Source organism: Aromatoleum evansii, from assembly GCF_045689615.1.
In the GTDB taxonomy this organism is placed as follows: Bacteria; Pseudomonadota; Gammaproteobacteria; order Burkholderiales; family Rhodocyclaceae; genus Aromatoleum; species Aromatoleum evansii.
In genome coordinates this window covers 4,003,769-4,025,203 of the sequence record NZ_CP141259.1, presented here as the reverse complement: position 1 = coordinate 4,025,203, position 21,435 = coordinate 4,003,769, and the positions used below count along the sequence as shown (strand labels likewise).

Below are 21,435 nucleotides of genomic sequence, written 5' to 3'. Positions count from 1 at the left end.
GAGACAGGTCCGCTGTCCGAGTACTCACAACTTATCGGTTGTTCAGGCAAGAGCCTCGAGATGGACGAGAGGGTCTGTAGCTCAGCTGGTTAGAGCACCGTCTTGATAAGGCGGGGGTCGTTGGTTCGAACCCAACCAGACCCACCACCGCATCATGAGGGGGATTAGCTCAGCTGGGAGAGCACCTGCTTTGCAAGCAGGGGGTCGTCGGTTCGATCCCGTCATCCTCCACCACACGTTCCGGTGGGCTCGAGAGTAGGGCTAAGCCGTGCGCACGGATGGTGTGCAGGGCTTAGGCCTAGTGCCAGTGTTCTTTAACAAAGTGGAAGAAGTAAAGTGTGCGATCTTCGTTGCGCTGTGTCAGCGGCGCGTGAAGACGAAGATCGAACATGGGTTGTGTGATTGCATTGCAATCGTCTGCGCTTTGAACCAGCAGCAGGCGGTTGCGCACAAGCGTGAGTTCGCCTATGACTGGGTCCCTGGCGACAGGGTCCAGGGTTATAGGATCAAGCGACTAAGTGCATGTGGTGGATGCCTTGGCGATCACAGGCGATGAAGGACGTGCAAGCCTGCGAAAAGCGGGGGGGAGCTGGCAATGGAGCTTTGATCCCCCGATGTCCGAATGGGGAAACCCACTCCTTATGGAGTATCCCTGGCTGAATACATAGGCCAGAGGAGGCGAACGCGGCGAACTGAAACATCTAAGTAGCCGCAGGAACAGAAATCAACCGAGATTCCCCAAGTAGTGGCGAGCGAACGGGGAGTAGCCTGCACGACTAAACCATTTACTTAGCAGAACGGTCTGGAAAGTCCGACGATACAGGGTGATAGTCCCGTATGCGAAAAGTAGGTGGCGGGTCTGAGCGTGCGACAAGTAGGGCGGGACACGAGAAATCCTGTCTGAAGATGGGGGGACCATCCTCCAAGGCTAAATACTCGTGATCGACCGATAGTGAACCAGTACCGTGAGGGAAAGGCGAAAAGAACCCCGGGAGGGGAGTGAAATAGATCCTGAAACCGCATGCATACAAACAGTGGGAGCCTCCTTGTGGGGTGACTGCGTACCTTTTGTATAATGGGTCAGCGACTTACGTTCAGTAGCGAGCTTAACCGAATAGGGGAGGCGTAGGGAAACCGAGTCTGATAAGGGCGACATAGTTGCTGGGCGTAGACCCGAAACCGGATGATCTATCCATGGCCAGGATGAAGGTGCCGTAACAGGTACTGGAGGTCCGAACCCACTAATGTTGAAAAATTAGGGGATGAGCTGTGGATAGGGGTGAAAGGCTAAACAAATCCGGAAATAGCTGGTTCTCCCCGAAAACTATTTAGGTAGTGCGTCGTACGGACACTTGCGGGGGTAGAGCACTGTAATCGTTGGGGGGGTCACTGCGATCTACCCCGCGATAGCAAACTCCGAATACCGCAAAGTGATATACGGCAGACAGTCCTGGGGTGCTAACGTCCTGGGACAAGAGGGAAACAACCCAGACCGCCAGCTAAGGTCCCAAATACATGGCTAAGTGGGAAACGAAGTGGGAAGGCATAGACAGCTAGGAGGTTGGCTTAGAAGCAGCCACCCTTTAAAGAAAGCGTAATAGCTCACTAGTCGAGTCGTCCTGCGCGGAAGATGTAACGGGGCTCAAGCCATGAACCGAAGCTGCGGATCTCGAAAGAGATGGTAGGGGAGCGTTCCGTAAGCCTGCGAAGGTGTCTCGAGAGGGATGCTGGAGGTATCGGAAGTGCGAATGCTGACATGAGTAGCGATAAAGGGTGTGAAAAGCACCCTCGCCGAAAGCCCAAGGTTTCCTGCGCAACGTTCATCGACGCAGGGTGAGTCGGCCCCTAAGGCGAGGCAGAAATGCGTAGTCGATGGGAAACGGGTCAATATTCCCGTACCGGTTTTAGATGCGATGGGGGGACGGAGAAGGTTAGGTCAGCCGGGTGTTGGACGTCCCGGTTTAAGCGTGTAGGCGTGCCCCGTAGGCAAATCCGCGGGGCTGAGCCAAGGCGTGATGACGAGGGCTCTTTGAGCCCGAAGTGATTGATACCATGCTTCCAGGAAAAGCCTCTAAGCTTCAGTCTAAAATCGACCGTACCGCAAACCGACACAGGTGGGCAGGAAGAAAATTCTAAGGCGCTTGAGAGAACTCAGGAGAAGGAACTCGGCAAATTGATACCGTAACTTCGGGAGAAGGTATGCCCCACTAGCTTGTAGGAGTACATCCGAAGGGCGAAGGGGCCGCAGAGAATCGGTGGCTGCGACTGTTTATTAAAAACACAGCACTCTGCAAACACGAAAGTGGACGTATAGGGTGTGACGCCTGCCCGGTGCCGGAAGGTTAAGTGATGGGGTGCAAGCTCTTGATCGAAGCCCCGGTAAACGGCGGCCGTAACTATAACGGTCCTAAGGTAGCGAAATTCCTTGTCGGGTAAGTTCCGACCTGCACGAATGGCGTAACGATGGCCACACTGTCTCCTCCTGAGACTCAGCGAAGTTGAAATGTTTGTGAAGATGCAATCTACCCGCGGCTAGACGGAAAGACCCCATGAACCTTTACTGTAGCTTTGCATTGGACTTTGACGGGACTTGTGTAGGATAGGTGGGAGGCTTTGAAGCGGTGACGCCAGTTGCCGTGGAGCCAACCTTGAAATACCACCCTGGTGTCGTTGAGGTTCTAACCTGGGCCCGTGAATCCGGGTCGGGGACCGTGCATGGCAGGCAGTTTGACTGGGGCGGTCTCCTCCTAAAAGGTAACGGAGGAGTACGAAGGTCGCCTAGGTACGGTCGGACATCGTACTGATAGTGCAATGGCAAAAGGCGGCTTGACTGCGAGACCGACAAGTCGAGCAGGTGCGAAAGCAGGTCATAGTGATCCGGTGGTTCTGTATGGAAGGGCCATCGCTCAACGGATAAAAGGTACTCTGGGGATAACAGGCTGATTCCGCCCAAGAGTTCACATCGACGGCGGAGTTTGGCACCTCGATGTCGGCTCATCACATCCTGGGGCTGTAGCCGGTCCCAAGGGTATGGCTGTTCGCCATTTAAAGTGGTACGTGAGCTGGGTTTAAAACGTCGTGAGACAGTTTGGTCCCTATCTGCCGTGGGCGCTGGAAGTTTGAGAGGACCTGCTCCTAGTACGAGAGGACCGGAGTGGACGTACCCCTGGTGTACCGGTTGTGACGCCAGTCGCATCGCCGGGTAGCTAAGTACGGAAGAGATAACCGCTGAAAGCATCTAAGCGGGAAACTCGCCTCAAGATGAGACTTCCCCGGGGCCTCGAGCCCCCTGAAGGGTCGTTGAAGACCACAACGTTGATAGGTCGGGTGTGGAAGCGCAGTAATGCGTTAAGCTAACCGATACTAATTGCCCGTGAGGCTTGATCCTATAACCCTGGATCACAGCGAACGACACGCTAAACAATCACACCCCCACACACTTCACTTCTCCCCCTTTGTCACCCCTTACAGTCTGACGACCATAGCGTCCCGGAACCACTCCTTCCCATCCCGAACAGGACAGTGAAACAGGACCGCGCCGATGATAGTGCTCTTCGTGAGTGCGAAAGTAGGTCATCGTCAGACTACCCATACCAAAAACCCGCTGACCTCACGTCAGCGGGTTTTTTGCGTTAACGACGTGGCGGACGCTAGTGTGTTTGTTCGTTCTGCTACGATTTTGGCGGTGCCACGACCGGCAGCGGGCACTCGCATCAGTTTTCAGTCATCAGGTGTCAGTCAATGGCTCTCACGGATCAGGCGCAAGCTTTGCTGGACATGGTGTATCGGGTCGGAGCTCCCCGGTTTCATGAATTAACGGTAGAGCAGGCGCGACATTCGTTTGAAAAGCTGCAATTCGTGTTCGGTGGCGAGCCCGAGGCGGTCGCGTCGACGCTGGATCTACCAATGTCGCGACCTGACGGCAGTGTCCTTATCGCCCGTCTTTATCGACCGCTTGAGGCCGGCCCGACCGACGTGTTACCGCTCCTGATCTATTACCATGGCGGTGGGTGGTGCGTCGGTAGCGTGCAAAGCCATGATTCATTGTGCAGGCGTATAGCGAATAGGGCGGGATGTGCCGTCCTGTCCGTGGATTACAGGCTTGCGCCGGAGCATCCTTTTCCGGCTGCGATGGAGGACACCCTGTTTGCTGTCGAATGGGCGCAGGCCAACGCAGATGCACTTGCCCTGGATCCGGGGCGGTTCGGATTGGGCGGGGACAGTGCGGGGGGAAATCTTTCCTTGGTAGCGGCGCTGATGCTCCGCGATATGCGCCCAGGGGCGCTGCGCTGCCTGTGCCTGATCTATCCTTGTACCGAAATTGAAAGCAGCCGCCCTTCGAGGGAGTCCTACGCGTCGGGGTATTTCCTGGATCGGGAAAGCCTGAGCTGGTTTTTCGAGCGTTATCTCCCGGACGGAGGGGCGCATGATTGGCGAGTGTCGCCCATGCAGGCCGCTTCTCTTGCGGGGCTCCCGCCTACGATCGTCGTGACGGCTGAGTGCGATCCGCTCCGAGATGATGGCATTGCAATGGTCGAGCGTGCGAGGTCGGAGGGGGTTGCGGCTCATCATATTGATGTTCCGGGCATGGTGCACGGCTTTGTTACCCTGGGGAAATGGTTTCCGGAGGCGAATGAGGTGGTTGACCGGATCTCGCTGCAGCTTCGCAGCTACTTTCGGAAGATAGCCGTCTCCGACTAGCGTCGTGGTCCTTGCTGCCGCAGGGCCCCCGGTCCGCGCTGTGGGGAGTTCGGAGCGATGTGACCTGTTTAACAACGGCGAAAAGCATAAAGCACTAGAGTCTTCCTTACGTACCACGGGTTGGGTGGCGGTCTGTCGCGCCGTGTGATCGCGCATGCGTGACGGGCTTCCGTGCGGCGGGGGAGCTGCGATGTTCAAGGTGTTCAAGCAATATGTGCCGTCGCACGCGTTGCAGCAGATCGCGTTTGACGCGTCGATCTTGTTCCTCCTCGTTCTGGTTGTGACCGCGCTTCCGGCGCGCGGCACGCCAGTCGAGTGGCGGGTGGTCGTTCCATCGGCCATGCTCTTCGCCGTGCTGATGATCCTGCTCAATGGGGCATTGGGGCTTTACCGTGCGAGAGCGTTGGATGCGGCCGGCCCGAGTACTGTCTCCCGCATTCTGGTGTCGGTCGTGGTCAGTGTCATCGTGGCATTTGCCGTGTTCGCCATTTTGCCTTGGGGGTATTTCCAGTCGGAGGCGGCGCAGGTTTCCATCGTTCTGCTGTTGGGCGGGCTGCTTGTCATGAGGGGTTTGGCGAACCGACGGGGTGCCGCATCGGCGTTTGATCCGCGGGTCCTGATTATTGGTACCGGCGCTGAAGCCGAGGCAGTTGCGAGTTCTCTGGAGGCTCGAGGGGTTGGAGGGGATCTCGTCGGTTTCTACCGGTCGGTGGGTGAGGAAATGCCTGTCGTGGATCCCGGACGGATTCTTGCGGAAGACGGCAACCTACTTGAAACGGTCAGACGGCTCCATGTCAGCGAAGTGATCGTGGCGGTTCGTGAGCGCAGAGGAGGGGTTCTTCCAATACGGGAGCTGCTCGACTGCAAGCTCAGGGGCGTCAAGGTTCTCGACCTGTCCTCATTCTTCGAGCGCACCCATGGACAGGTGCCCATCGGTTCGCTGAAGGCGAGCTGGCTCATCTACGGTGAAGGCTTTCATCAGGGGGTGGCGCGAAGGACCATCAAGCGGTGTTTTGATCTGTTTGCATGCGCGATCCTGTTGATTCTTGCACTACCCGTCATGCTGGTTACGGCGTGTCTCATCCTGCTGGAGGACGGCGGCCCGGTGTTGTACCGGCAGGAGCGGGTGGGGCGGCGTGGGCGAATATTCAGAGTGATCAAGTTCCGAAGCATGAGGCACGACGCCGAAGGCGATGGGACGCCGCGGTGGGCGCAGTCGGACGATGACAGGGTCACGCGTGTCGGTCATGTCATCCGGCGTTTTCGCATCGACGAACTGCCGCAACTGTTGAACGTGCTGTCGGGCGAGATGAGCCTGGTTGGTCCCCGGCCGGAGCGTCCGTACTTCGTCGACCAGCTGACCCGCGAGATTCCGTTCTACTCGGTGCGTCACAGCGTCAAGCCTGGGATCACGGGGTGGGCTCAGGTTCGTTACCAGTATGGTGCATCGGTCGATGACGCGATGCAGAAGTTGCAGTACGACCTGTACTACGTGAAGAACCACAATTTGGCTCTGGATATTCTGGTGCTGTTCGAGACGGTCCGGGTTGTCCTGACATGCGAGGGGGCGCACTGATTCGTCGGTGGAAGATCGGCGTCAGGTCCGAAGCGTTACGACGGTGAGCTCAGGGGACTGATTTGTCAGAGTCGGCTGGTGTGGCGTACGGGATCGCTTGCGGTGCCTACACGCTGTTCTGGATTTACCTGCTTCTCGGCTGGCGCAAGCAGCCGCGCGGGGGAGCTCTTCTGCTGGCTGTCGGTGCGAGTGCGTTGTGGGCGCTTGCCAACGGTTTTGTCGTGTGGAGTCCCTCTGCGACGGTGCTTGCATTGGCCTGGACCAGTGACATTGCGCGTCAAGTCAGCTGGCTGGCGTTTGTCATCATGTTGTTGCGGACGACCAACCCACGTGAGCTGCGTTGGCCGGTTGCCGCTGCGTTGGTGGTGGCGGTCGCTCAGTTGCTCGGTGTAGTCGGCTTGGGGCTGGGCCTGCTGTCGCAGGCCACCTTGCACTTGGGCAGTTTTCTCGCGGGCGCGGTGTTGGGCCTGGTGCTGGTCGAGCAACTTTTTCGGTCGGTGCCGCCGGATTCGCGTTGGGCATTGAAGCCGCTGTGTCTGGCGCTTTCGGCCGGGTACATCTTCGAGTTGTACCTTTTCGCGGATGGCTTCCTGTTCGGCCAACTCGATGCGGACGTATGGGCAGTGCGGGGCATCGCTCACGCGATGACGCTACCGCTGATCGCAGTGTCCGCTGGTCGCAATCCTGACTGGGCGCTGCGCATAACGGTCTCGCGGGACGCAGTGTTTCATTCGACGGCCTTGGCGTTGTCGGGGGTCTATCTTCTCGTCATCGCCGCAGCCGGATATTACGTGCGTTATTTCGGCGGCGATTGGGGCCGTGCCCTCCAATTGACCCTGTTCTTTGCCGGCCTGCTCTTGTTGAGCGTGTTCCTTGTGTCCGGGGCGCAACGGGCAAGGTTGCGTGTTTTCCTCAACAAGCACCTGTTTCCATACCGTTATGACTATCGGAGCGAGTGGTTGCGATTTACCCAGGCGCTATCCTCCGCCGACGGCGCGTTGGACCTGGGTGAATCGGTGATCAAGGGGCTGTGCGACCTGGTGGAGAGCCCGGGAGGAGTGCTTTGGCTTCGGGAGTCGGGCGGAAATCGCTATCACGTCCAATCGCGACTCAATCATCCGGCAATTGCGGTGACGGAGGAGGAAGACAGTTCATTCTGTCGCTTTCTCGCGGCGCGCGAGTGGGTGATCAATCTTGAGGAATACCGCTCGGGCTCGAACAACTACGCGACTCTGGACCTCCCCGCTTGGTTGTCGGCGATCTCGAGTGCATGGCTGGTTCTGCCGCTGAAATCCGGGGGCGTACTCGTAGGTTTCGTCCTGCTTAGTGCGCCGAGGACGCCGGTCGACGTGAACTGGGAGGTTCTGGATCTGCTGAAGACGGCGCAGGCGCAGGCAGCAAGTTATCTGTCACGCATGCAGGCGGTCGAGGCTTTGATCGAATCGAGAAAGTTCGATTCGTTCAATCGCATGTCCGCATTCGTTGTTCACGATCTGAAGAATCTTGTCGCGCAGCTCTCGTTGATGCTGAAGAACGCGGAACGACATAAGCATAACCCGGCATTCCAGGATGACATGCTGGAAACGGTGGCGAATGTCGAGTCGAGGATGCGTGCTCTGATGGCGCAGTTGCAGGAAAAGCGCTCGATCGATCCGCCGAGGCGCGTGGAGATCGGCGCACTGGTCGAACGTCTGAGGCTGGCGAAACGTCACCAGCGTCCGTCGATCGAGTTCGAGGCTGGTGGCGCTGGGATGGTCGAGGTGATTGCCCACCCCGAGCGACTTGAACGTGTCATTGGCCATGTGTTGCAGAATGCGCTTGAGGCGACGCGAGACGATGGTAGGGTGGCAGTAAGCATCAACCCTACGGGTGACGGTGCCGCGGTAGTGAGCGTTGAAGACAACGGCTGTGGAATGACGAGGGAATTCATCCGCGAGCAGCTGTTCCGCCCCTTCCAGACCAGCAAGACGGGAGGTATGGGGATCGGTGCATTCGAGGCTCAGCAATACATTCGTGAAATCGGGGGCAGCATTGCGGTCGATAGCGAGCCCGGGATGGGAACTCGTGTCTCGATCACGCTGCCGATGGTCGCCCGCGAAGCGCGGGATGACATGAAGAGCGCGGTGATGACTCAGGGATCATGAACGACAAGAGACGAACGCTTCTGGTTGTGGAGGATGATCCCGCGCTGCAGAAGCAGATGCGGTGGGCGTTCGATTCGTTCGAAACCGTTGTCGCCGATGACAGGGAGAGCGCGCTCGCCCAGTTGCGGCGGTATGAGCCCGCGGTGGTAACAATGGACCTGGGCTTGCCGCCAAGTCCGGATGACGTCGGTGAAGGTTTCCGGCTTCTTGGGGAGATGCTCATGCTGGCGCCGGAGACGAAGGTGATCGTCCTGACCGGGCAGCATGATCGTGAGAACGCGGTGCGGGCCGTGGCAATGGGCGCTTATGATTTCTTCGGAAAACCCTTTGAACCGGAACTGCTCGCGCTGACGATTGATCGCGCGTTTCGGCTGCATGATTTGCAGGCAGAGAATCATCGTCTTCAGGCGCAACAGTCCAGCCCGCTTTCCGGCGTCATCACCCGGGATCCCGGTATGTTGAAGGTATGCCGGACCGTGGAGAGGGTGGCGTCGGCAAATGTCACCGTGGCGTTGCTTGGCGCAAGCGGGACAGGAAAGGAGATTCTGGCGCGCGCCTTGCACGCGCTGTCATCGCGTTCCAAGGAACGCTTCCTTGCGATCAACTGTGCGGCGATTCCGGAGAATCTGCTGGAAAGCGAGTTGTTTGGTTATGAGAAGGGGGCGTTCACCGGGGCGGGCAAGCTGACCCCGGGAAAGATCGAAACCGCGCACAAGGGGACTTTCTTTCTCGACGAAATTGGTGATTTACCGATGGCCCTGCAGGCGAAACTGCTCCGTTTCCTGCAGGAAAGAGTGGTCGAGCGCATCGGTGGGCGTGAGGAGATTCCGGTCGATGTGCGTGTGATATGTGCAACGCACAGGGACTTGAAGGCGCAAATTCAGGCGGGTCTCTTTCGCGAGGATCTTTACTATCGGCTCGCCGAAATCGTTATCGACATCCCGCCCTTGCGGGAGCGCGATGGTGATGCCGTGCTGCTGGCACATGCGTTCGTGCAGCGCTTTGCGAAGGAAAACGGCCGCGGGGCCATGCATCTCGGCGAGGACGCGCTTGCGGCAATCGAGTTGCATCCCTGGCCGGGAAATGTGCGTGAATTGGAGAATTGCCTCAAACGCGCGGTAATCATGGCGGAGTCGAACCGGATCACGGCAGAGGATCTCGGACTCGATGTGGCCGAAAACGACCTGCTGGAACTCAATCTGCGTCATGTCAGGGATGAGGCTGAGCGACGGGCGGTGATTCGCGCCTTGGCGCGAACGAACGGCAATATCGCGCGCGCCGCCGATCTTTTAGGGATCAGCAGGCCCTCCTTGTACGACTTGATGAACCGTTTTGGATTCAAGAAGGAGAGTTGACGTGTCCCGTCCGATCGTGTTCCGGAGGTCCAAACGGCGAATTGCGCTGGCCCTCGTCATTTCGGGTTTGATTGCCGGTTGCGGTGCGAGCCCCGATTCCATGGTGGGTTCTGCGCGCGATTATCTTGCCAAGAGCGATCTCCAGGCCGCGAGCATTCAGCTCAAGAATGCCTTGCAGGAAAACCCGAAACTCGCCGAAGCACGTTACCTGCTCGGCGACGTGAATCTCAGGCAGGGGAATCCTGTTGCCGCTGAGAAGGAGTTTCGGCGTGCGATCGAGTTGGGTGTTTCGGTCGAACAGGTAAGTCCTCTGCTGGCGCGCGCGATGGTGCAGATGGGGCAGTTCGACCAGGTCATCAAGGAATTCGCGGCTACCGAGCTCCAGGATCCGGTGGCGAACGCCCGACTGTGGGCGAGCATCGGGGATGCCTATCTCGAGCGCAAGGATCCTTCCAAGGCGCGCGAGGCGTTCGAGTTGGCGTTGAAGTCGAATGCGGATGACGTTCCTGCACGGATCGGCTTCGGTCGCATGAAATATCTGACCGGAGATGTCGACGGGGCGTTTGCCGAGGCCGAGGCTGTGTTGGCGCGGGGTGCTGCAGGGGAGGAGGCGGGCGATGCCCACGCTCTGCGCGCAAACGTGTTGCTTTCCCGCAAGCAGGTCGACGAGGGGCTTGCTGCGCTGCGTGAGGCGGTGAAGGGGCGTCCGTCGTCCGTTGCTTATCATTTTGCCCTGATCTCGCTCTTGCTCGAACGCGGTGACATGAGTGAAGCGGCCGAGCGGCTTGCTGCCATGGAGAAGGTCGCGCCCAAGCACCCGCTCACTCACTATCTGTTTGCGCTCCATGACTTTCGCAGCAGCAAGACGGCTTCGGCCCGCGAGCACATTGCCGAAACCGTCCGGCTGGCACCGGAATACCTGCCCGGGCGCATGCTGGCAGGTTTGATCCACGCCAGCCTGAACGAGCATGTCCTTGCCCGCGAGCATCTGGCGATGGTGGTTGGGCGTACGCCCCAGAACAGAACTGCCCGGGTCGGGCTTGCTCGCCTGGAATTCGGCGCAGGCGACCCCCAGAAGGCGATGGATACGCTCAAGCCGCTGCTTTCCGAAAAGAATCCGGACGCGGGGAGCCTGCAATTGGCAGCGCGCATTCAGCTGGCGCAGGGCAAACTGGACGCGGCCGCGGACACGTATGAGCGGCTCGTTGCAGTGCGGCCGTCCGACGAGCTGGCACGCACCCAGCTGGGTGTGGCGCGCCTGCTCGACGGAGATTCGGCGGCCGGTCTGAGCGATCTTGAAACGGCCTCGACGCTCGAGGGGAGTTCCGGAGCGGCGGACTTTGCGCTGGTGATGGTGCATTTGCGGCAGGGCGAAATCGACAAGGCTGCGGCGGCGCAGCGGCGGCTCGAGGAAAAACGTCCGGATGATCCCCGTACATACATGTTGCAGGGCGGAATCGCTCTCGCACGAAGGGATCTGGCTGGTGCAAGGCTCTCGTTCGAGAAGGCGCTGTCGCTCAAGAGCGATTACCTGCCCGCAGCAGTCAACCTTGCGCGGATAGACCTCGCGGAAAGGAAGCCCGCGGAGGCGCTGGAGCGTGTCGAGGGGATCGTTGCCAAGCATCCGGATAACGTAGCGGCTTCCCTTCTGCTGGCAAATCTGCAGAAGGCGACCGGTGCAGCGCCGGACAAGGTGCGTGCCACGCTCGAGCGCGCGAGCCGTGCAATGCCCGGGGAAGCGACCCCGAAGCTGGCCCTCGCTGCGGAGGCTCTGGGGCAGCGGGATGCGAAGAAGGCGATTTCGATCGTGCAGGAAGTCATCGCCGCCCACCCCGATGATCCACGAGCACACGAAATGATGGGGCGCGCCCAGCTGCTCGCCGGTGACCACCAGCAGGCAATCGCTGCGTTCAGCAAGCAGGCGGGACTGCAGCCGAAGTTGCCGGCTCCGCTGATCCATCTTGCGGATGCACAACAGCTGGCGAAGGATTCCGCTGCCGCGGAGCAAACTTTGCGACGGGCGCTTGGCCTGAAACAGGATCTGCTTGAGGCGCAGCAGCGACTTGCCGCGTTGCTAGCCGCGACGAAACGATTGCCTGATGCGATCGGGATTGCCCGCATGGTCCAGAAACAGAAGCCTAAATCGCCGGCAGGATGGAATCTGGAAGGCGATCTTTACCTACTTGCGAAGGACTATGCATCGGCCGTTACGGCCTTTCGCAAGTCGTTGGACGTGAGGCGGGCAACCGAGACAGTGATCAAATTGCACAGTGCGCAGATCCTGGCCGGTCGGGCTGCTGATGCGGAAAAGACTATTGCGGAATGGTTACGCCATAAGCCCAAGGACCTGAGAGTGCACACTTACCTCGCCGAGCGAGCCCTTGGGGAACGTAAGCTGGAAGAGGCCGACCGCCTGTACCGAAAGATTGACGAGATTAGGCCCGACACGCCACAGGTCCTGAATAATCTGGCATGGATCGCGGGCCTGCGTGGCGATCCTAAAGCCGTAGTCCTGGCTGAGCGGGCGGTCACGTTGGCTCCGGAGAATCCCGCCATTCTGGACACGCTTGGCGTGCTGCAGATCAAGAGCGGTCAGACCGAAAAGGGGATCGAGAATATCCGCAAGGCTGTCTCCCTCGCTCCCGCCGCGCCAGCCCTGCGTCTAAGCTTGGCGAAGGCTTACGTGACGCTTGGTCGGAGGGAGGATGCGACGAAGGAGGTCGATGCGTTGTTAGAGGCGCTGCCCCAGAATAGTCCGCTTCGGGCCGAGGTGACCGCGATGCGAGAGAAGTTGTGATCGCGCCGAGTCCTCGGCTCATGCCAATTTCTTGATTCGAAAGAGGGTAATCATGACTACGGTAGCTGTTATCGGCCTGGGCTATGTCGGCCTGCCGCTTGCCGTTGAGTTCGGCAGGAAGTTCAAGACCCTGGGATTTGATCTTTCCGCCCGCAAGGTCGCTGCGTACCGTGATCACTACGATCCGACCGGAGAGGTTTCAGGGGAAGCCTTGCGGGCTGCGACGATGCTCTCGTGCCATACGGATGCGGGCGTGATTGCCGAAGCGGATTTCGTAGTGGTTGCGGTACCAACGCCGGTGGGCGAGGCGCACCAGCCGGATTTTTCTCCATTGGTCGGTGCATCGCGGATCGTCGGGCAGAACCTGAAGCGGGGGGCGATCGTGGTCTTCGAGTCGACGGTGTATCCCGGCGCAACCGAGGAAGTCTGCATCCCGATCATGGAGCGTGAATCGGGCCTGAAGTGGAAGGAGGATTTTTTCGTCGGTTACTCGCCGGAGCGGATCAATCCGGGGGACAAGGAGCGGACGGTCACCAGGATCGTCAAGGTGGTCTCGGGCGATACTCCCGCGACGCTGGCGAAGGTTGCCGAGGTCTATGGGGCGATCATTTCCGCCGGGGTCTATGCTGCAAGTTCGATCAAGGTCGCAGAGGCAGCAAAAGTGATCGAGAACACGCAGCGGGATCTCAACATCGCGTTGATGAACGAATTGGCGGTGATCTTTCACAAGATCGGCATCGACACGCTCGAGGTGCTCGAAGCGGCAGGGACGAAGTGGAACTTCCTGCCGTTCCGTCCGGGCCTCGTCGGTGGGCATTGCATCGGCGTCGACCCCTACTACCTGACGTACAAGGCGGAAATGCTCGGTTACCACTCGGATGTGGTCCTGGCTGGACGGCGCATCAATGACGGAATGGGCAAGTACGTTGCCGAGCAGACCGTCAAGCAGATGATCCAGGCGGGGCATGCGGTGCGTGGCTGCGATGTCGTCGTCATGGGGCTCACGTTCAAGGAAAACTGTCCTGACCTTCGCAACAGCAAGGTCATCGATGTGATCCGGGAGTTGCGCAGTTTTGGCTGCCGGGTGCACGTCCACGATGCCGTTGCGGCACCGTCGGACGCCGAGCATGAATACGGTGAAGCCCTGCTGCCCTGGGACGATCTGCCGCGCGCGACGGCTGTCGTTGCTGCCGTTTCGCACAAGGCGTACCTGGAAATGCCGCTCGTCAATATCACCGACAAGTTGTTGCCCAACGGTATTTTCGTCGATGTGAAATCCGCGTATGACCACGATGCATTGACTGCGTCCGGGGTCACCGTCTGGCGCCTTTAGCGAGCGGGATCGCCACACGCCAGCGGTGTGCGATGCCGGAGTCCATGATGGGACGAGGACTGCATGTGAGCCGAAGCCTTCATCTGTTGGTGGCCGCACTGCTTGCCAGCGAGTCGCTGGTGTCGATTGCCGCAAAGGATGAGCCCGGCGCGCCCGAGGGGGCTGTGCTCGAGGCAGTCTTCGTCGATCATGCGCGTTACCTGGCGGAACTGGCGGTGGCCCACGAGCATGGTGAGGGGGTGGAACGCGAGCCGGCAAGGGCTGCTGCGTTGTACTGCGAATCTGCGCGTCTGGGCAACACGGAGGCCATGTATTCGCTGGGCTGGATGTACGCCAATGGGCGGGGTCTCGCGCGCAATGACGCCTACGCCGGAACATTGTTCGCAATGGCGGCATTCTTCGGGCACCCGCAGGCCGATCGGATGCGCCGCTACACCGGCGACTACGTTGGGGCCGTGCCTGACTGCCTGCAACCTCCTCCCGACGCGTCGCCCGATCCGGGATGGAGCGCGGAAGCGCACATCGCCGCACTGTCGACGCAGCGCAAGCAACTCGCGCGACTCGTGGTCGATCTTTCTGCCGAATACGCGATCAGCCCGAGACTCGCGCTCGCGATTGCGCTGACCGAGTCCAACCTCGACGCGGACGCTGTCTCGCCGAAGAATGCGATGGGGGTGATGCAGCTGATCCCGGACACCGCGGCGCGCTTCAACGTGCGCAAACCCTTCGACCCCGAGGAGAATATTCGGGGTGGCCTTGCGTATCTGCGCTGGCTGCTGGCTTATTTTCGCGGGGATATTGCGCTTGCTGCAGCGGGATACAACGCCGGCGAGCGTGCCGTCGAGCGTTATCGAGGGGTGCCGCCTTACGCTGAAACGCAGGCCTACGTTGCGCGCATCCTTGCATTCATGCAGCGGCGCAAGCATGCATACGACAGCCGTGTCACGGAGCCGAGTCCCGTCGCTCCCGCCCTGCAGCTCGTCAGCGAACGCGGGGGAGGCTCGTGACACGAGTTTTCGGTCCGGCGTGGCCCAGTGCGTGCGCGTGGCTTTCTGCGCTCTCCGCTACAATCCTTTTTCCGCGCCTGGCGGCGGCGGATCTTGTCGATGTCCTGCCGCGGGTGAAACCCTCGGTAGTCGCTGTCGGAACGTTTCAGCGGACCCGTTCGCCGCAATTTCGATTCCTTGGTACGGGGTTTGCGGTTGGAAGCGGCCGTATGGTCGCGACCAACGCACATGTCGTGTCGGTGCCCCTCGCGGACGATCAGCTCGAGTCCCTGGTAATTGTCGTACCCGGTGCTCCCCAAGGCTCTATTCGTAAGGCTGCGAAGGTGGCGGCCGACCCGAATGCCGACCTTGCCCTACTGCGGCTCGATGGCGAGCCCTTGCCCGTCTTGCCGCTCGCCGACGGGAGCTTCGTCGCCGAGGGTCGATCGATCGCATTCACGGGATTTCCGATCGGCAGCGCACTGGGGTTCACGCCGGTCACGCACCGGGGTATCGTCGCGGCGGTGACGCCGATCGGCATCCCGCAGGCGAATTCCGGCCAGCTCAATCCTGCGTTGATTCGTCGACTCGCCGGGGACTCGTTTCGCGTCTATCAGCTGGATGCAACGGCATACCCGGGCAATAGCGGCAGCCCGGTCTTCGATCCGGATAGCGGTGAGGTGCTGGGGATCGTCAATATGGTCTTCGTGAAGGGTACGAAGGAGAACGCCTTGAGCGCCCCGTCCGGAATCACTTATGCAATTCCGGTTTCCCATCTTCGCGCCTTGCTGCTGGATGTTCGGTGATGGTCCCCCCGGCGGGAATCGAACCCACATCTAGCGCTTAGGAGGCGCTCGTTCTATCCATTGAACTACAGGGAGAGGCGCGCAATTCTATCTGGTTGCGCGTCGCGCACCAAGCGCGGCGCGTGAGCGACGTGATTCCTCAGGGATCAATTGCGCTATGCGACTGCGGTTCGGCATCGCGCCCGCTCGTCACGTGGGTGCGGTCGTTGCGCGGCGGAAGGAGGAAATCGCGGGGGTGGGCGAGGAAGTGTCGTAGTGTCATCCACACGAGGGTACGCCCTTGGGCGAAGGTGATCCGCCGCGCCCGCATTGCTACGTACAGGGTGAGTGAGAAGCTCACGCCCAGGTTGGTGAGGCCGATCAGGGCGATGCCACTTGCGGCGAGCGCGGCGGCTTGCCAACCCGGGGCGAAATCGAGGCCTGCGCCGGCAAATCCGACGTACGCGGACGAGAAGGCGATGTGGCGGATGTCGAGAGGCAGGCCGAACAGTACGCCAAGTGCCGTCACGCCGCCGAGCAGGAAACCGAAGAAGAAGTTGCCCGCGAGTGCGCCGAGGTTGTTTTCTACGTAGCGGGCTACGCGTTCCATGCGCGCTGCCCCGAGGAGGCGGTGCAGCCAGCGCAGTTGGAGGAGACGCTCGGGAATGCGGGCATAGGCGCAGAGATTGTCGTAATAGCCGGCGATGAGGCCGGAGAGGAAGAGGCAGACGCCGGCGATTGCAGCGAAGAACACGGCGCCCCCCGCCGGGTCGATCTCATTCAGCAATCCGAGCGCCTTTTCCGGCGATACGAAGTGGTCGCCGCCGGTGGCATGAACAATGAGTGCGATCGCCGTCGCGGCGGGGACCGCCACGCCGACGTTGCCCACAATCGCTGCGAGCTGGCTGCGCACGGTCCGCGCGATCAGTTCGACCAGATTGTGGAGGTCCCGGCTCTTTCCTTGCGTCTCGCCGATCGATGCTGCGATCGCGTTGGCCGTCATGGCTGGCTGTTTGGTCGCTACCGTGCCGCCGATGATGTGGATGATCACGAAGCCGATGCCGTAGTTGAGGCAGAAGCTCAGCGCGGATGTGAGCGGTGCGTGCCCCTGTTTCGCGAGCACGAGCTTGAAGGCGGCCATGCATGCGATGATCAGTCCGCCGAGCGCAGCGGATCCCAGTATCCCGAAGTACTCCCGGCGTGTGGTCGTGATGTAGCGCTCACCGGTCTTGCCTGCACTCTCGGTCATGCGCAGCGACAGCAGCTCCACGTTCTTGCCCAGATAGTCGGAGAGGCGGTGTTTGCGGCACTCCGAGCGGACGAGCTCCTTGAACAGGTCGACAATCTCCGGGGCAACATCGGCAAACATTCGGCGTTGCCGCAGCCCTGACAGGAGCCGCAGAAGGCGGCCGATGCGCCGGAGGTGCTGGTGCAGGCGTTCTAGCTTGAAGGTCAGGGTGAGGCTCGTGCCGAGTTTGGCTGCGCGCCGGCGTATGCGCTGCAGTGCTTCCTCGCACTGGTCGAGCATGACCTGGACGTGGCGCTCGTCCTCCACGAGCGTGGTCGATGTTTCCCACCATTGCGCGTAATTGCGGATGTAAGCCACAAGTTCCGCGTTCTGTGCGAGAAAGGCCGATTCGTGCTCTTCCAGTTCCGGGTCGATGCGGATGAACTCGGGATCGAGGCCGATGGCGCTGGCGTGGTAGGAAAGCACGCGGAGGGCCTCGAGGATTTCGGTGATCGCGTCGGGCAGTGCGCGGCTGTCGGTTTCCGAAGCGGGCGTCTCGTCTTCGAGGACAGTGCGGATCAGCTCGCACCACAGTTCGTCGGCGATGGCATTGACCCACTCTTCGTCGTCACTGCGCCAGAACAGGACGGCCAGCACGTCCTTCATGTACGCGGTGTCGAGGTAGTCGGGAAGCAGCCGTCCGCTGATGCGTCGCGCTGTTTCGGAGAAAAAACCGGTTGATGGCAGCAGGCCGGACGAGGCGTAGAGCGAGACCTGCTTGCGTTCGCGAAACAACCTGCGGAACGCGATGTTCAGCAGCCGGCGCAGGTCCGGACGCACCTTGAGCGTATCGATGAGCTGACGCAGCCGGGATTCCGCAGTCGCGGCGTCGCTGGCCCTCGGCGGGCGCAGTTCGCCCACGAGGGCCTTCCATTGTGCGAGTTCGTCGCAATCGGGATCACCCAGGCGTTCCAGTACTCGATCCATCCGGTCTCCATTGATGTGGTCGCACCCGCCTGATGTTGCAGTGCGCAAAAATCGGGCGAACCCGGCATCTTAACAGACCGCTAAAATGCGGATCCTTTACCGCGAGTAACATCCCATGCCGCTTCTTTCCGTCGACAACGCCTGCCTTGCCTATGGTCACGTCGATCTGCTCGATCATGCAGAGTTCCAGCTCGATGCCGGGGAGCGGGTTGCACTGATCGGACGCAACGGTTCGGGCAAGTCCAGTCTGCTGAAGGCGCTGGCCGGCCAGGCGACGCTCGACGATGGCGCGGTGTGGCGGCAGTCCGGCCTCAAGATCGCCTATGTGCCGCAGGAGGCGGATTTCCCGCTCGATCGGGACGTGTTCGCGACGATCGCGGACGGCTTGGGCGAGGCGGCGCGACTGCTGGTCGATTACCACGACGCCATGCACGCCGTTGCCGAGTCTGCGAGCGCAGAGGCCTTGGCGCGCCTCGATGCGCTCCAGCACGCGGTGGATGCGGCCGATGCGTGGCGGCTCAACCAACGTGTCGACGAGGTCATCGTTCGCCTGGCGCTTCCCGGCGACGCGCTTGTGTCGGGGCTTTCCGGCGGGGGCGTCAAGCGCGTGGCCCTGGCCCGCGCACTGGTGTCCGAGCCGGATCTGTTGCTCCTCGATGAACCCACCAACCATCTGGACCTCGATGGAATTCTCTGGCTCGAATCCCTGATCCGTGAGTTTCGCGGTGCAGTCGTGGTGATCACGCACGACCGGGTGTTCCTCGACAACGTTGCAACCCGCATCATTGAACTCGATCGCGGCAAGCTGAGCAGTTACCCGGGGCGCTTCGGCGACTACCAGCGGCGCAAGGCCGAGGAGCTGGACGCCGAGGCGAAGGCCAACGCGCGCTTCGACAAGTTTCTCGCACAGGAGGAGGTGTGGATACGCAAGGGCGTCGAGGCGCGCCGCACCCGCAACGAAGGGCGGGTGCGACGTCTGGAGGCCTTGCGGCGCGATCGCGTGGCCCGCCGCGACCGGTTGGGGAACGTCAAGCTCGCGGTGGACAAGGGGGAGCAGAGCGGCCAGATGGTGGCGGAGCTGACCGATGTCACCAAGCGGTTCGGTGATCGCGTGGTGGTGCGCAATTTTTCGACGCGCATCATGCGTGGCGATCGGGTCGGCCTGATCGGACCGAACGGCGCGGGGAAGACCACGCTGCTGAAGCTGATCCTCGGTGAGGTTGCGCCCGACTCCGGCACCGTGCGTCGCGGCACGCGCCAGACGGTCGCCTATTTCGACCAGTTGCGCGCCCAACTCGACCCGGAGCTGCCGCTGACCGAGGTGATCAGCCCGGGGTCGGACTTCGTGGAGATCGGAGGCGAGCGCAAGCATGTGATCGGTTACCTGGGCGACTTCCTCTTCGCGCCCCAGCGGGCACGCTCGCCGGTGAAGTCCTTGTCGGGCGGCGAACGCAACCGGCTGCTTCTCGCGCGGCTGTTTGCGCGGCCTGCGAACGTGCTGGTGCTGGATGAGCCGACCAACGACCTCGATATCGAGACGCTCGATCTGCTCGAGGAGCTGCTTGCCGATTACGACGGAACGCTTTTTCTCGTGAGCCACGACCGGGCCTTCCTGGACAACGTCGTGACCCAGGTGATCGCTGCCGAGGGCGACGGGCGTTGGGGCGAGTACGCCGGCGGTTATGCGGACTGGCAGCGGGTTAAGCAGGCCGAGGCGGAGCGCGAGAGCGAGGAGGTGAAGGCAGCCGCCCAGAAAGCGGTTGCACCGGCCGCGCCCAAGCCGACGGCGCCAAAGAGCGGCAAGCTGTCGTTCAACGAAAAACGCGAGCTGGAGGCCTTGCCGGACCGCATCGCTGCGCTCGAAGCGGAGCAGACGGCATTGCATGCAAGGATGGCCGACCCGGCGCTGTACCAGCAGGCGCCGCAGGAGGTCACGCGTATCAAGGGGCGCCTCGATGAGCTCGACACGGAGATCGAGAATGCACTGGCACGCTGGGAGGCGCTGGAGAGTCGCGCCGGCTGAGTCGCGGACTAGCGGGCGAAGATGCCGACGTTGTTGAACCAGGACGCCGCAGCCGCGGCGGAAGCAAAAAAGACGGCGATGTGATACACCGACCACCAGCGATAGCGCTTGGCTAGCCGGTCCGGAGCGAGGTCGGAAATGAGGAATAGCGCCTTCGATGCGGGCTTGCGCACGACGTGCGCTTCCGGGGCGGAGAGGATTTCGTCGCGCAGTTTCGTCACTTCGCGGCGTGCCTGGCTTCGTGCCAGTTCCCATTCGCGGAGATCGATTTCGCCGTCGCCGTCGAGATCGAAACGTTCGAGCAGGCGTTTCCGGTCCGATTTCCAGTGATCCAGCAGCTCGCGCGTCTGACGGCCGACGTCGAAGTCGGGGGCGACACTGCCGATCGTGGCGAAATCGCCGAGCACGTAGATGCGATCCTGGTTGATCAGCGACCATTGCGTGTGCCGCATGTCGCCCTGCGTATAGGTTTCCTTCCGGTTCACCATCATGTCGGCGCCTTCGGGATCGACGGCGCACAGGCCGCTGCCGTCGTCGAGCAGGAAGGACGCGTCGCTCTCATCGGTGGACACGTGACGCCACTTGCCGTCGCTCTGCCTGCGCTGGGTTTCCACGCGGTACCACAGCACGGGGAGTCCATTCACCGGCGACAGCAGCGGCGTTCCGTCCAGGGGGCGTCCGCGGCCGGTCAGCTCGACGTAGCCCTGGGCCGCGGATGCGATGCGCGAGGTCGGGGTGTCGGAGATTGCGCGCGCCGTTTTGAGCGAGCGCAGCCAGCCGGCCAGTCCGCTGGCTGCGAGAACGCCTATTCCCAGTCCCCACCCCTTCCCGGGTGCGATCTTGAGCATGATCGCCACGGTGAGGAACTGCAGCGTCGGTAGCGTGACGTTCGCGATGTCGCGGCGCAGGCGGGTCAGCATGCGGCGGCTGGTCGTCCGCTCAGGCGCTGAACAGGGCCTTGAGGTCGACGTCCGCTTTTTCCGCGCTCGCGAATTCGAGCAGCGGCCTGGGTTCGAACTGGAACATGCGCGCGACGAAGACGTCGGGGAATTGCTCGATGCGGACGTTGAGCAGATTGACCGATTCGTTGTACCACTCGCGGCGGTCGGCGATGCTGTTTTCCAGTGCCGTGATGCGCGTCTGCAACTGCATGAAATGCTCGTTGGCGCGCAGCTCCGGATATGCTTCGGCGACGGCGAAGATCTGCCCCAGCCCCGTTCTCAGCATGCCCTCAGCCTTGCCGAGTGCTGCGACATCCTGGTTTTCCCGTGCGCTGGCGACCCTTGCACGGGCCTCCGTGACCCGCTGCAGCGTTTCCTGCTCGAACTGCTTGTACTGTCTGCAGACTTCGACAAGTTTGGGTAGTTCGTCGTGCCGCTGCTTGAGCAACACGTCGATGTTTGCCCATGCCTTGGCGATGTTGTGCTTGAGCCGGACGAGGCCGTTGTAGACGACGATCGCATACAGCAGGGCGATGACCAGCGCGCCCAGCGAGACGGCAGCCGATATGCTCATAGTTA

General features: G+C 61.0%; 12 protein-coding genes, 3 tRNA genes and 2 rRNA genes. 13 read left to right on the top strand and 4 right to left on the bottom strand.

The features are described 5' to 3' along the window. Positions 1–70 precede the first annotated feature (70 nt). The 12 genes from U5817_RS18820 to U5817_RS18765 all read left to right on the top strand — a co-directional run bounded on the left by U5817_RS18820 (position 71) and on the right by U5817_RS18765 (position 15,698). Positions 71–147: transfer RNA gene (locus U5817_RS18820), tRNA-Ile, on the top strand. An 11-nt stretch (positions 148–158) separates the two neighbouring features. Beyond that, positions 159–234, top strand: a tRNA-Ala gene (locus tag U5817_RS18815). 270 nt (positions 235–504) lie between these two features. Continuing rightward, a 23S ribosomal RNA gene (locus U5817_RS18810) occupies positions 505–3,388 on the top strand. 83 nt (positions 3,389–3,471) lie between these two features. Next, positions 3,472–3,585: ribosomal RNA gene (gene rrf / locus U5817_RS18805) — 5S ribosomal RNA — on the top strand. Positions 3,586–3,741: 156 nt separating this feature from the next. Next, complete coding sequence (locus U5817_RS18800) at positions 3,742–4,701, top strand: alpha/beta hydrolase (RefSeq protein WP_407278414.1); 960 nt, start codon at positions 3,742–3,744, stop codon at positions 4,699–4,701. Positions 4,702–4,891: 190 nt separating this feature from the next. Continuing rightward, positions 4,892–6,277 carry a TIGR03013 family XrtA/PEP-CTERM system glycosyltransferase gene (locus U5817_RS18795; RefSeq protein ID WP_407278413.1) on the top strand — a complete coding sequence of 462 codons (1,386 nt, stop codon included), beginning with the start codon at positions 4,892–4,894 and terminating at the stop codon, positions 6,275–6,277. An 80-nt stretch (positions 6,278–6,357) separates the two neighbouring features. Beyond that, the gene (gene prsK / locus U5817_RS18790) at positions 6,358–8,421 is read left to right on the top strand and encodes an XrtA/PEP-CTERM system histidine kinase PrsK (RefSeq protein WP_407278412.1); all 2,064 of its coding nucleotides are present in this window, start codon (positions 6,358–6,360) and stop codon (positions 8,419–8,421) included. Further along, positions 8,418–9,776, top strand: a complete 1,359-nt coding sequence (gene prsR, locus U5817_RS18785) for a PEP-CTERM-box response regulator transcription factor (protein ID WP_407278411.1) — start codon at positions 8,418–8,420, stop codon at positions 9,774–9,776. The genes prsK and prsR overlap by 4 nt, the downstream gene beginning before the upstream one ends. A gap of 1 nt (position 9,777) precedes the next feature. After that, entirely contained in the window at positions 9,778–12,573 is a 2,796-nt protein-coding gene (prsT, locus tag U5817_RS18780; RefSeq protein WP_407278410.1) for an XrtA/PEP-CTERM system TPR-repeat protein PrsT, read from the top strand. Between the two features lie 52 nt (positions 12,574–12,625). After that, positions 12,626–13,906 (top strand): nucleotide sugar dehydrogenase, encoded by a 1,281-nt coding sequence (locus U5817_RS18775; protein WP_407278409.1) that lies wholly within the window; start codon positions 12,626–12,628, stop codon positions 13,904–13,906. Between the two features lie 65 nt (positions 13,907–13,971). Next, positions 13,972–14,913 (top strand): lytic transglycosylase domain-containing protein, encoded by a 942-nt coding sequence (locus U5817_RS18770; protein WP_407278408.1) that lies wholly within the window; start codon positions 13,972–13,974, stop codon positions 14,911–14,913. Between the two features lie 62 nt (positions 14,914–14,975). After that, positions 14,976–15,698, top strand: coding sequence for a serine protease (locus tag U5817_RS18765; RefSeq protein WP_407281102.1), 723 nt, complete (start codon positions 14,976–14,978; stop codon positions 15,696–15,698). On the opposite strand, the gene U5817_RS18760 is transcribed toward U5817_RS18765, so the two are convergent. Together U5817_RS18760 and U5817_RS18755 are read right to left on the bottom strand one after the other, a co-directional pair. Continuing rightward, positions 15,699–15,773, bottom strand: a tRNA-Arg gene (locus U5817_RS18760). 64 nt (positions 15,774–15,837) lie between these two features. Then, positions 15,838–17,892: a site-specific recombinase gene (locus U5817_RS18755; protein WP_407278407.1), complete on the bottom strand. Its 2,055-nt coding sequence runs from the start codon at positions 17,890–17,892 to the stop codon at positions 15,838–15,840. A gap of 115 nt (positions 17,893–18,007) precedes the next feature. On the opposite strand from U5817_RS18755, the gene U5817_RS18750 reads away from it, so the two are divergent. Further along, on the top strand, positions 18,008–19,915 hold the full coding sequence (locus U5817_RS18750) for an ATP-binding cassette domain-containing protein (RefSeq protein WP_407278406.1): 1,908 nt from the start codon (positions 18,008–18,010) through the stop codon (positions 19,913–19,915). Between the two features lie 8 nt (positions 19,916–19,923). Here U5817_RS18750 and U5817_RS18745 read toward each other — a convergent pair whose 3' ends face one another. Then, positions 19,924–20,835, bottom strand: a complete 912-nt coding sequence (locus U5817_RS18745) for a hypothetical protein (protein ID WP_169132160.1) — start codon at positions 20,833–20,835, stop codon at positions 19,924–19,926. A 19-nt stretch (positions 20,836–20,854) separates the two neighbouring features. Beyond that, entirely contained in the window at positions 20,855–21,430 is a 576-nt protein-coding gene (locus U5817_RS18740) for a LemA family protein (RefSeq protein ID WP_407278405.1), read from the bottom strand. Between the last annotated feature and the right edge of the window lie 5 nt (positions 21,431–21,435).